General features: G+C 67.3%; 11 protein-coding genes. 6 read left to right on the top strand and 5 right to left on the bottom strand.

Annotation, left to right across the window (positions count from 1 at the left end; translation table 11 throughout):
* Positions 1-2: 2 nt before the first annotated feature.
* Positions 3-1,181: an efflux RND transporter periplasmic adaptor subunit gene (locus tag G342_RS0115360; protein WP_018184046.1), complete on the bottom strand. Its 1,179-nt coding sequence runs from the start codon at positions 1,179-1,181 to the stop codon at positions 3-5.
* Positions 1,182-1,739: 558 nt separating this feature from the next.
* Between G342_RS0115360 and G342_RS0115355 the strand changes: the two genes are divergently transcribed.
* From G342_RS0115355 to G342_RS0115335, 5 genes are all read left to right on the top strand, one after another.
* Positions 1,740-2,834 carry an ABC transporter ATP-binding protein gene (locus G342_RS0115355; protein ID WP_018184045.1) on the top strand — a complete coding sequence of 365 codons (1,095 nt, stop codon included), beginning with the start codon at positions 1,740-1,742 and terminating at the stop codon, positions 2,832-2,834.
* A 259-nt stretch (positions 2,835-3,093) separates the two neighbouring features.
* Positions 3,094-3,579 carry an iron-responsive transcriptional regulator RirA gene (gene rirA, locus G342_RS0115350; protein WP_018184044.1) on the top strand — a complete coding sequence of 162 codons (486 nt, stop codon included), beginning with the start codon at positions 3,094-3,096 and terminating at the stop codon, positions 3,577-3,579.
* A gap of 114 nt (positions 3,580-3,693) precedes the next feature.
* Entirely contained in the window at positions 3,694-4,149 is a 456-nt protein-coding gene (locus G342_RS0115345; protein ID WP_018184043.1) for a hypothetical protein, read from the top strand.
* A gap of 34 nt (positions 4,150-4,183) precedes the next feature.
* Complete coding sequence (locus G342_RS25370; protein WP_198010809.1) at positions 4,184-5,416, top strand: TonB family protein; 1,233 nt, start codon at positions 4,184-4,186, stop codon at positions 5,414-5,416.
* A gap of 108 nt (positions 5,417-5,524) precedes the next feature.
* On the top strand, positions 5,525-6,031 hold the full coding sequence (locus G342_RS0115335; protein ID WP_018184041.1) for a cyclic nucleotide-binding domain-containing protein: 507 nt from the start codon (positions 5,525-5,527) through the stop codon (positions 6,029-6,031).
* A gap of 17 nt (positions 6,032-6,048) precedes the next feature.
* On the opposite strand, the gene G342_RS25365 is transcribed toward G342_RS0115335, so the two are convergent.
* On the bottom strand, positions 6,049-6,837 hold the full coding sequence (locus G342_RS25365) for a FecR family protein (protein ID WP_018184040.1): 789 nt from the start codon (positions 6,835-6,837) through the stop codon (positions 6,049-6,051).
* 246 nt (positions 6,838-7,083) lie between these two features.
* On the opposite strand from G342_RS25365, the gene G342_RS0115325 reads away from it, so the two are divergent.
* Complete coding sequence (locus G342_RS0115325) at positions 7,084-8,232, top strand: surface lipoprotein assembly modifier (RefSeq protein ID WP_018184039.1); 1,149 nt, start codon at positions 7,084-7,086, stop codon at positions 8,230-8,232.
* A 111-nt stretch (positions 8,233-8,343) separates the two neighbouring features.
* On the opposite strand, the gene G342_RS0115320 is transcribed toward G342_RS0115325, so the two are convergent.
* The 3 genes from G342_RS0115320 to G342_RS0115310 all read right to left on the bottom strand — a co-directional run bounded on the left by G342_RS0115320 (position 8,344) and on the right by G342_RS0115310 (position 11,763).
* Positions 8,344-8,733, bottom strand: coding sequence for a DUF3307 domain-containing protein (locus G342_RS0115320; protein ID WP_018184038.1), 390 nt, complete (start codon positions 8,731-8,733; stop codon positions 8,344-8,346).
* Between the two features lie 90 nt (positions 8,734-8,823).
* Entirely contained in the window at positions 8,824-11,013 is a 2,190-nt protein-coding gene (locus tag G342_RS24300; RefSeq protein ID WP_018184037.1) for a CHASE2 domain-containing protein, read from the bottom strand.
* 57 nt (positions 11,014-11,070) lie between these two features.
* Positions 11,071-11,763 (bottom strand): HAD-IA family hydrolase, encoded by a 693-nt coding sequence (locus G342_RS0115310; protein ID WP_018184036.1) that lies wholly within the window; start codon positions 11,761-11,763, stop codon positions 11,071-11,073.
* Between the last annotated feature and the right edge of the window lie 74 nt (positions 11,764-11,837).

Here is an 11,837-nt window from a genome sequence, read left to right as displayed (position 1 = left end):
CGTCAGCTTCCCTTCGCGGCGCTGGCCGGCGCCGCGCCGGATTTATTCGCATCCGCCGCCTGGTTCTTGCCGGGATCGGTACCGAGTTCCGTCACCTTGGCGCCGTCGCGCAGCCGCTGCAGCCCCTCGACGACGACGCGGTCGCCCTCCGCGAGCCCCTCGCCGGCGACCAGCACCTGCCCGCTCTGGCGTTCCAGTACCGAGATCGGCACGCGCTTGGCGACCCCATCGGCCACCGTCCAGATATAGGAACCGTTGCGATCCCACTGGACCGACAGCGCCGAGATCGCCAGCCGCTTCTCGCCGGGGAAATCGAGCGTGACGACGACCGACATGCCGGGCTTCACGCCGACGGCATTAGCGGCCGCCGCGTCGAGCGAGGCCTCGACCTTCAGCGTGCGCGCCGCCGGATCGACGCGCGTATCGATCGACGTCACCTCGCCGGCAATCGACGAGTTCGGCTGGCTCGCCGGCGTCGCCGTTACGGCCAGGCCCTCGGCGAGACGGCCCGAATAGCGTTCCGGCACCGGAAAGCTCACCAGCATGGTCGAGACGTCGTCCAGGGTGGTGACGATGGTCGACGAGGTGACAAAATCGCCTTCCGACAGATTGCTGATGCCGACGACGCCTTCGAACGGCGCGGAAATGGTGCGGCGGTCGAGCGCGATTTCGGCGCCGAGCACGGCGATCTGCGCCTTGCGCTGAGCGGACTGGGCGTCCTCCAGGGCCGATACAGCGATGTTGCGGCTGCTCGCCAGCTTCTGGGCGCGGTCGAGCGCTGCCTGCGCATCCTTGAGCGCGACATTGGCGAGATCGAGCGCCACGCGCTGGTCGGAATCGTCGAGGCGGACCAGCGGCTGGTCCTTGGTGACCTTCTGGCCGGCCTTGAACAGGACCTCGGTCACCACCGCGGAGACCTGCGGATATAGATTGACCGAACGCGGAACCTTGACGGTGCCGACGGAGCGGACCTGATCATTCTCGATGTCGCTGCCGACGACATCGGTGACGACATAGGTCGGGCCGAAATTCGCCCTACCGCCGCCCGGACCACCCGATGCGCCGCCGCTCGCCGCCGATGCCCCCGCGGCGCCCGATTCGCGCTGCTGATAGGCGTACCAGCCTCCCGCCGCCAGGACGACGACGACAAGGCAAAGAAGGATCTGTTTCCAAAGCGGCATGTTCAATCCGGTATGTGGGCCCGTTCATCCCTTGAACGCAGCGTCCGGGCGGTTCCGTCGACGCCATCCGAAAAAAGTTCTGCGACGCACAACCGCAGGCCAGGTCTCACGGGCCCGGCAAGCCTGGGTCGTCTTCATACAACCCATCCCAGAGGAAAATGGGGCGGAGATGCGGCTTCGACAGCCCGCCGACGCCGCGTCAGGCTGTGCATAATCGGCCACGTCGCCCGGCGCGGCCGGCACACGATCCCGGGGCCGGCCCGCGGCCTTCGCGGCGCCGCCGTCCCGCCATCGGCCATCGGGCCCCCGCGTTTTCGCGGAAACGCGCCGCTCCACCGCCCTTCGCCGGCCGCCGGCCGAGGTCCGTACCTCATTCAGGCCCCGGCCCTCGCCGCCGGATCAAAACGATCATCTCGATACTCTGGCCGCTGCTGCATTTCAGGACTTTACTCAAGGGCTTGGATCGTGGACGGTATGGCCCGGAGGAATGATCCTGCGCACGGATGCAACGGGACGCTGCGGTGTCTCTTTTCGTGCGTCCATCATGGAGGTTGATTTATGGCAAGTCTGACGTTGCGCGAAGTCCAGAAGTCGTTTGGAGAGGTGCCGATTATCCGCGGCGTCGATCTCGAAGTGAAGGACGGCGAGTTCTGCGTCTTCGTCGGCCCGTCGGGTTGCGGCAAGTCGACGCTTCTTCGTCTGATCGCGGGCCTGGAAGGCACGACGGACGGAACGGTCCGGATCGGTGACCGGGACGTGACCCGTCTCGCACCGGCCGAACGCGGCGTTTCGATGGTGTTCCAGTCCTACGCGCTGTACCCGCACATGACCGTCGCCGAGAACATCGGCTTCGGCATGAAGATGGCCAAGATGCCGAAGCCCGAGATCCAGGCGCGGACGCAGAAGGCGGCGAAGATGCTGCATCTGACCGAGCTGCTGCAGCGTCGTCCGGCCCAGCTCTCCGGCGGTCAGCGCCAGCGCGTCGCCATCGGCCGCGCCATCGTGCGCGAACCCGACGTGTTCCTGTTCGACGAGCCGCTGTCGAACCTCGACGCCGCGCTGCGCGTGCAGATGCGCATCGAGATCTCGAAGCTGCACAATGATCTCGGCGCGACGATGATCTATGTCACGCACGATCAGGTCGAAGCCATGACCATGGCCGACAAGATCGTCGTGCTCAACGCCGGCAAGATCGAGCAGGTCGGTTCGCCGCTCGAGCTCTATCACCGTCCGAACAACCTCTTCGTCGCCACCTTCATCGGCAGCCCGAAGATGAACCTGTTCAACGTCAACGTCACGGAAGTGACGGGCGGCTCTGCCATCGTCGCCCTGCCCGGCGGCTCGACCCTGGCGATCCCGACCCGCGGCGCCTCGATCACCCCGGGTCCGATGACGCTCGGCGTTCGTCCCGAGCACCTCACCATCGCCCCGACCGAGACCGGCGGCATCCCCGGCAATGTCGTGCTGTCCGAGCACCTCGGCGGCGAGACCATGCTCTATGTCGACGTCGAAGGCGCTGAATCGACCATTGTCAAGGCAGACGGCCTCGCCGGCCAGCGCGCTGGCGACAAGGTCCGCATCGTCATCGCTCCGGAAACGGTTCACCTGTTCGACAAGTCGGGCAAGGCGATCGTCAACGGCTCGCTGATCTGATGACAGCCGGGAGGGCGTCCCCGCCCTCCTCCGCGATCTGAGCTTCGATGCCCGGAAGGTCCGCCTTCCGGGCATTTTTCATGCGGCAATCGTTAACGCTGACGCCCAAATCCGGGCTCCCAGGCGGCGGCGATGCCCGCCTCAAGTGCCGAACTGGTTGAGTTCAGGAAAAGTATACTCTAGATAGAAGGTATTAACGACCGTCCGCGCGGCGACCGATTCCGGGCGCCAGCGAGACGGGGTGTATAGAGGGACGCCCATGCGCCTGACCCAGCAGACCAGCTATTCGATCCGCATCCTGCTCTATTGCGCCGCCAATCCGGGCAGCAACAGCCGGATCAAGGACATCGCCACCACCTACGCCATCTCCGAGCTGCATCTCTTCAAGATCATGCACGTGCTCGTCGAGAGCGGCTTCGTCGAGACGATCCGCGGCCGCAATGGCGGCATCCGGCTGGCCCGCGCCGCCGACACCATCTCGATTGGCGAGGTCGTCCGTGCGACCGAGAGCAATTTTTACCTGACCGATTGCTTCGACACGGCGAATCGCGATTGCCCGCTGGTCGATTCCTGCGGCGTGAACCGGATCCTGGCCGAGGCGCTGCGCGCGTTCTTCGCCGTGCTCGACGCCTACACGATTGCCGACGTCGCCAAGGACCGCAGCCAGCTTCGCGGGCTTCTCGACCTCGACCACGAGCCCATGCACTCGATCGTCGCCGCGTCTTTTGAGCCACGCCCCTCCTGAGTTGTGGCGGACCGCACTTTATTGTTGACTTTCATCATCATCTTTTAATAGCTGCACATGCGGCACACATCCTCGAACGATGAAGCCGGCTTCCTTCGTACGACGGAGTGGAACATGTCAGTTTCGAGCGGCCGCAAGCGGTCGGGCCTCATCCAGAGCGTAGCGTGCGTGGCATGGCTCGCAGCCGGAACGACCACCGTCCTGGCGCAGGACGCGCCGCCCCGGTCGATCGCCATCGAGCTCAACGGTGCCGAGGCGAACGACAAGGCCTGCCGGCTGAGCTTCGTCGTCGCCAACGGCCTCGAGCAATCGATCGACGACATGGCGCTCGAGCTGGTTCTGTTCGACAAGGACGGCCGCGTCGACCGCTTCGTCGTCGTCCGCACCGCCAAGGTACCGGCCGGCAAGAGCCGCGTCCGCCAGTTCGACATCCCCGAGACGCCCTGCCCGTCGATCGCCCGCATCCTGGTCAACGACGTCAAGGAATGCGTCGGTTCCGGCCTCAATCCGGCGGCCTGCGCCGACAGTATCAAGGTCGCGACCCGCTCCGACATCCAGTTCGAGAATTGATGGCGGCGTAACGCGACGGGGTTGGATGATGAACGTGCGACGCGCATCCTGGATCTGGGCTCTCATCCTGTCGGTGGCGGCGCATGGCGCCGTCGTCGCCGCCTTCACGCCCGAGACGGCGGACATCGCCGAAGCCGGCAGCGGCGCCGGCAGCTCGGTCGAGGGATCCGTCGACGCCATCCTCGGCACCGACGTGCAGATCGAGGAGATGGTCAGCGAAGAAATGCGGCCGGCACTCGACACCGAGATCGCCGAAGTCTCCGAGCCGACCACCGTCGCCGCCCTAGCGCCCGCCGAGGTCATGCCGCTCGCCGCCGAGACGCCGGTAAGTGTCGCCGCCGCCGCCCCGGCTGCCGTGGAAGCGTCCGACGCCGCAGAGCTCACCCCCGTCGAGACGGCGAGCGCCCTGGCGCCTTCGCTGACGGCCGATATTTCCGCGACGCCGATCGAGAGCGATCTGGCCGCGGCGCCAGCGACCGAGCCGACCGAGGTCACCCCGACCGAGACGCTGGCCGCCGCTCCTCCGCAGGAGGCAAAGCCGGTCGAGCCGCGGCCCGCGCAGGCGGCCACCGAAATCGCCGCCAACGACATCCCCCCGCAGCCGGTCGCCAAGCCGACCGAGCTGAAGGTCGTCGAGACCGAGCCGAAGCCGCTGGAAGTCCAGCCGACCGAGATGCGCGTGGCGGAAGCCAAGCCTGTCGAGACGAAGCCTGTCGAGGCGAAAGCGGTCGAAGCGAAGCCCGTCGAGACGAAGCCGACCGAGGCCAGGCCGGTCGAGAAGCGCGCCGAGAAGGCGGAGCCGACCCGCAAGCCGCCGCGCGAAAAGGCCCAGAAGGCCGACAAGGTCCGCAAGGCGGAAGCGCCGAAGCGCGGCAATGCCGAGGGCGACAGCCGTCAGGGCGCGGCCAATTCCGACAAAAGCTCGACGGCCCGCGACGCCGGTACCGGCCGCTCGCGCGAGGCAGGCGCCGGCGCCGCCGCCAATTCCAACTACAAGGGCAAGGTGCAGGCTGCCATCCGCCGGAACACGCGCACCCCGTCCAAGGCCGCCCGCATGGGCATCACCGGCCGCGCCATGGTCAGCTTCACCGTGGCACCCTCCGGCGCCGCCAAGAACATCGTGCTGGCCAGCAGCTCCGGCAACGCGCTGCTCGACAACGCCGCGCTCGCCGCCGTCCGCCAGGCAGCGCCCTTCCCCCGCATGCCGGACGGCATGCCGCAGCTCTCCCTGACGGCGCCGATCATCTTCGAGAGCAAGACCCGCTAGCGAAGGCCGCCCCACGCCGACGCCGGCAGAACGGACACTGGCCAAGCAGCGTATTGACGGGCGCTTGCCGATGGTCCGAAACTCGGCCGGCAACGGAGACGACCGTCCATGGAAGCCCGCGACGTTCTCGGCCAGACCCGCCTGTTCGCAGACGTGCTTTCGGCCCAGCAGCTCGATGAGCTCGCGGCCAAGTGCAAGGTCTACGACGTCGGCCCGGGTCGGGTGCTGATGGCGGAAGGCGATTTCGGCACCGCGATGTTCATCATCATCGAGGGCAAGGTCGACGTCACCGTCGCCGGCACGCGCCACCCGAACCGCGAGGTCGCCATGCTCGGCCGCGGCGGCATCTTCGGCGAGATCTCGCTGATGACCGGCGCGCGCCGCGCCGCCACCGTCACCACCATGGAGCGCACACGCGTCGTCGAGATCACCAAGGTGGCGCTCGAAGCCGTCCTGAGGGGATCGCCGGAACTGGTCGACCGCTTCGGCGCGATGCTGGCAAAGCGGCGCGCCGAGCTGGACCAGATCGCGGATGACGAGCACGCCCACCGCATCCTCGGCATTCGCACCGATGAGATTGTCGGCGCCATGCGGCGCCTGTTCGGCCGGGGCTGAGCTTAACCTGCCGGCTTTCAGTCGCGGTTCCCGCACTGGTGGTGGTAGGAGGAACAGCCGCCGGGCTCCTCGGGCGGGCGCACATCGCGCAGGGTGCGCGTATTCAGGTCGTTGACGGCATCGGTGCGGCCATCCTGCGCGCGCAGCTTCTCCGGGTACGGCAGGAAGCTGTCGCCATAGAGCGGATATGGCACGACGCCTGTCACCCGGATCAGCGAGCCATCCCAGGTAATCGGTCCCTCGACACGGCCGCCCTTGCGGATGCGGATCGTCTTGCCGGGCTTGTCGAGCGTCACCACGCGGCCGCCGGGCAGCGTCACCACGAGCTTGCCCTCCACCAGCACGATGACGGACTCGTTCGGTCCGACGATGGTGTCGTAGATCGTGCCGCGCACGCCGATCGTCGCGACCGGCGTCTTCAGATGATAGCTGCGCGGATCGGACGAACCGGAAACGAAGCGGAAGATGCCCTTGGTCGCCCGCAGCGAGATGTCGTTGCGGCCGCCGCCCGGATCATAGACGAAGCGGTCGAGCGTGATGTCGGATCCGGGCCCGACATTGAGGCTCGTCTCGTCCAGGAATAGCAGCTGCGCCGTCGCGTCACGGGCGGTGCGTACCTGCTGGTTCTGGACCAGGGGATCGCGCACGGCGAGCGGGCGCGCCGCGCCGCGCACAACGCCTTCGACCTGGTTGTGGACGGCACCGGCGCGGCCGATCATCGTCTCGGCGGCCGCGACGTCGGTTGCGGCCAGCCCGACGAGAGCCAGAACAGCCGCGGCGGTCCTGCGGAAAGTGCCGACACGCATGATTCGCTCCCGGCTTGGTGGAATCCAAGGATCAGCGTTGGATTTTGACACTCCCGGTCCGACAAACCAAGGCCATCGGCCGGAGCCCGGGGAAACAACGCACGATTGCCGCTACTTTTGCCGCTTGCGTGACGAAACTGCACCGTCCCCGCGCAAAGTCGCCCGGCAGACGTTGCACCGGTTGCAGCGGACCGCCCTGGAATTTACTCTAGATTCACCTTAACCGAACCGGGGGAGCCACCGAGCGTGAAGCGCCGCCTTCTTGCCGCAGCCCTCGCCACGATGACCGTCGCCCTAAGCGGCGGCGGTTCCGTCGTGCATGCGGTGGAACCCGCCCAGGTGGAAGCGCTCGGCCAGGCCTATGAGCGCGTGCTGGCCGACCCGACCGACACGGCCGCCAACATGGAATACGCCCGCCTTGCCGAGGCCGTCGGGCAGCCGCGCAAGGCGCTGGCGACCTATGAGCGCGTGCTGCTCTATGATCCCCGGAATGGCGAAGCCCTGGCGGCGCTGGTGCGCATCCGCCATTTGCTGCAACCGGACAAGACGCTGATCACCTTCGATACCGGCTTCGGCTATGAGAGCAATCCGCTGCAGCGCAATACCGATCTGGAGAGCTCGCTGAAGGCCTATGCCAACGCCCGCGTCGAGGACGAGCGCCGTTTCGGCGACACGCGCTGGCGCACGCTGATCACCGGCAATGCGGAATATTTCAGCGACATCAGCGAGCTCGACTATGCCTATCTCGGCGCCGTCACCGGCCCGCTGCTCGACGTCGCCCCGCGCCTGACGATCAACCCGTTCGCCGGCGGCGGCGTCTCGGCGCTCGACAATGAGTACTACTATTCCGAGGCGATCGCCGGCATGCAGTTCGAGGGCTACCTGCAGGGAGCCTACCAGCTGATGCGCGTCCGCGCCGGCTATCGCAATTTCGGCGACCAGTCGGTCTCGACCGACGGCTTCTACGCCGATGCCGTCGCGCGCTGGGCGATCCCGGCGGTGGTGACGCTGGACGACGTCTTCGTCATCACCCCGCATGCGCGCTGGAGCGGCATCGACGGCATCGACATCGGTCCCGGCCCCGACGACATCAAGCCGGGAAACTATGTCTCCTGGGGTGGAAGGGTCGAGTATTTCACCAAGGTGGCCGACTGGCTGACGCTCGGCGGCGGCGTCGACGTCACCCAGACGCTTTATCGCAACCTGTTCGCGCCGGACGGGTCCAAGCGCGACGACGTCATGATCGAGCCGCTGGCCAGCGCCGTCTTCAACCGCGCCCTCGGCATGCAGACCGATCTCGCCCTCGACTATCGCTTCCAGTGGAACCAGTCGAACGACGCCAGCCGCGACTTCGAGAACCACATCCTCTCGGCGCGGGTCGTGACCCGGTTCTGAGCCCTGCCCCGGATCTGGAGCCGCCGTCCTTCACCTCTCCCTGAAGGATAGGTCGAAGGCCGCAGGCCCGCGGGCGCGCGTGCCTCCGCTCAGAGCCCGCTCGATCCCGCCTCACCGCGACAACAGCACCAGCATCAGCGTCATCGCCAGATAGGTGAGCTGGTGGGCGAACTGGTCGAGGCCCATGGCCCACCAGTACTGCTTGTCCTTGATCTCCCAGCCATAGCGGCGCGTGAGATCGTTCTTCAGCCAGTCGATGTGGTAGTGCACGAAGAATTCGAAGGCGAGGATCAGCGCCGCGACCGGGATCGCCGTCGGCAGGATCAGGAAGACGGGCAGCGAGCCGAGGGCGTGGATGCCGGCATGGATCAGCCCGTCCGGATGGCCGTAACGCCCCTTGTTCTGCAGCTGGTTGGCGGTCTGCAGGAAGAAATCACAAATGACATGCTTGATCTGAAAAACCGTCAGGACGGCCAGCGCTGCGAACGTCGGATCGATCAACACGGTCCTCCGGAATGCTGCCGGCTTCCTCGCGGGCGCCGGACTTCGACGAATTCTGGCAGATTTCGGTTCCGGGGCATGTGACGGCGATCACAGGTCGATCGTGATCGGCGGTGCCGACTCTCCCCCGAGTCCGCTCCGCGTAGACAGCCGCTGCAGCATAAATTGATAATAGGTGGCAAAGCGAGCCGGCGCCGCCGATTTCGCGCGATAAAGCGCGGCCTGCCAGACGGTCGGGTCCGGCTCGCGCAGGCAGGCGACGAAAGCCCGCTGCGCCTCGGCGAAATCGGGCGCGGCATCGGCCGGAACGAGCGTGTAGAGGCGCGTCATGCCGCTGCGGCCGCGCAACTGGACCCGGTCGATCTCGACCAGCCCGGCAGCGCCGGCCGCCTCGACCGTCGGCTCGCCGACGAGGATGCCGAGGCCGTAATCCTTGGTCAGCTGCTCGATCCGGCTGGCGATGTTCACCTCGTCGCCGATCGCCGAATAGTCGAAGCGCTGCGCCGTGCCGAGATTGCCGACGCAGCAGCGGCCGGTATTGATGCCGATGCCGATCCGCACCTCCGGCAGCGACCGGCCCCGCTCCGCCGCCTGCTTTTGCCAGGCCTCGTTCAGGCGGGCCATGACCGCCAGCATCCGCGTCGCCGCCTCGAGGGCATGGCGGGCATGGTCCGGATCATTGAGCGGCGCGTTCCAGAACGCCATGATGGCGTCGCCCATATATTTGTCGATCGTGCCGCGATGGGCGAGGATGACGTCGGAGAGCGGCGTCAGCAATTCGTTGAGGAAGCGGGTCAGCTCCGTCGCCGAGAGTTCTTCCGAAATCGTCGTGAAGTTGCGCACGTCGCAGAACAGCAGCGTCAGTTCGCGATCTTCGCCGCCGAGTTCGAGCCGGGTCGGATCGGCGATGATCTCGTCGACGACCGCCGGCGCGACGTAAAACTGGAAGGCGCGACGGATGCCGGCGCGGGCGCGCTCGACCTGGCGGAAGGTGTAGAGCACCGTGCCGATCACCAGGAGGCCGATCACCAGCGCCGGATAGAACGGATCCAGCAGCAGGCCGGCATGCTCGAAGGCGAGGAAGCCGCCGACCAGAATGCCGCCGATCGCCAACACGCCGAGGATCGCCGCCACTGCGGCCGAGACGAAGGGCAGCACCAGGGCGAGCAGCAGGCCGAGGCCGACAATGCCGGCGATCTCCAGCCCGCTCGCATAATCCGGCCGGGTCAGCGTGCGGCCGGTCAGGATGTGCTCGATCACCTGGGCATGGATCTCCACCCCCGGCACGGCGGAATCGAGCGGCGTGGCGCGCAGGTCGAGCAGACCCGCCGCCGACGTGCCTACCAGTACGATCCGCCCCTGGACCCGGTCGGCCGGCATGCTGCCGTCGAGCACCGTCTTGGCCGGAATGAAGCCGGCGGGATCGCTCGGCCTAAAGCGCAGCCAGATGGCGCCGTCCGGATCGGTCGGCACGATGAAACCGCCGATCCGGATATGGTTCAATCCGGTCGCGCGGCCGAAAGCCTGCTCGCCGCTGGCGTTCGACGCTTTGAGAACGTAGGAGCCGGCGTCCTGGCCGACGCGAAGCGCCTCGGCCGCCAGCGACGGCACCAGCGCGTCGTCGACCCGCAGCACCAGCGGCACACGGCGCACGATCTGGTCGCGGTCCTGGATCCAGTTGATCGAGCCGATGCCCTTCGCCGCAGCGTCCAGCGCAGGCACGTTGGCGATCGCTCCCGAAAAGCGCGGAATGAAAGGGCGTGGATCGTCCCCGGCAACGGCGAAGCCGGCGTTCAAAGGCGGCAACGGACCGCCGCCGCCCGAGAGTGACAGCCCCAACACCGAGGGCGCGGCGGCCAGCGCGGCGGCAAAGGCACCGTCATGCGTCGGAGCCTCGCCAATCGAGGGGGCGACGAGGGCCGCCTGCTCGGGCCGCAGGCGCTTGATCACCTGTTCGGGCGAACTCTGGTCCGGTTCGGAAAACAGGATGTCGAAGGCGACCGACGCCGCCCCGGCCTCGGTCAGCTTGCGGGTCAGCTCCGCCATCACCGTGCGCGGCCAGGGCCATTGCCCGATCGCCTTGAGCGACGCCTCGTCGATGTCGACGACGACCACTGGCTGCTCGGGCAGCGGCTCGGCCGGAGCCATGCGCTGGTAGAGATCGAAGGCGAGCAGCCGGATCGCCTGGACGGGAAACGGATCCGCCACGCGCAAGGCAACCGCGCCCGCGAGAAACGCCGCAACGATCAGGAAATAGAAGAATCGCCGAAGAATCGCCATGCGCCGCCCGCTCGCTGAGGCGACGATAGCCGAGCGCCGGACGAAGAAACAGCCGCGCTAGGCGACCGGTTCCGGCGTATGCGCCTCGGCGACAAGGGTGAACGCGCCGGCCCCGTCCCTGACGACGCTGAGCCCGACATAAGTGTCGACGGCGGCATGCTCGGTCGGCAGGGGATGCGAATGCGTGGCGCGGATCACCAGGACAGCGGCCCCTGCCCGCTCGCCCGCCTCGATGCCGGCCGGCGCGTCCTCGAACACCAGACAATCCTCGGCCGCGACGCCGAGCATCCGCGCCGCCAGCTGATAGCAATCCGGCCGCGGCTTGCCATTCGTGACATCCTCGGCCGTCACGAAAACCGCCGGCACCGGCAGCCCCGCCGCCTCGAGGCGGAGCAGCGCCAGCGCGCGCGGCGCCGACGTCACGATCGCCCAGCGATCGGCGGGAAGCGAGGCCAGGAAGGAAACGACGCCACCGATCGGACGAACGCCGTCCATATCCGCCATTTCCTCGATCGTCAGCTGCGCCGCCTCGGCCTCGGCATTGACGCCGGCAAGTCCCTGGCGCCGGATCGTCTCGACGGCCCGCACGCCATGGATCGTCGGCAGGAACGCGGCCACGTCCAGGCCATGCCGCAGCGCCCAAGCGGTCCAGACCCGCTCGGCCGATTCAATCGAGCTCAGCAGCGTGCCGTCCATGTCGAACAGAAAGGCCGCGAAGGAACGGCCGCCGAAAAGCGCTTCATTCGTCATGGAAATGGGTTCTCATCCTGCGAGGAGGCAGTCCGTTACATGGTGGCGGAACCCGGCTTTTTCGGGGCGTGCGC

The organism is Kaistia granuli DSM 23481, assembly GCF_000380505.1.
Lineage (GTDB): Bacteria > Pseudomonadota > Alphaproteobacteria > Rhizobiales > Kaistiaceae > Kaistia > Kaistia granuli.
This window is presented reverse-complemented; position numbering and strand designations above follow the sequence as displayed.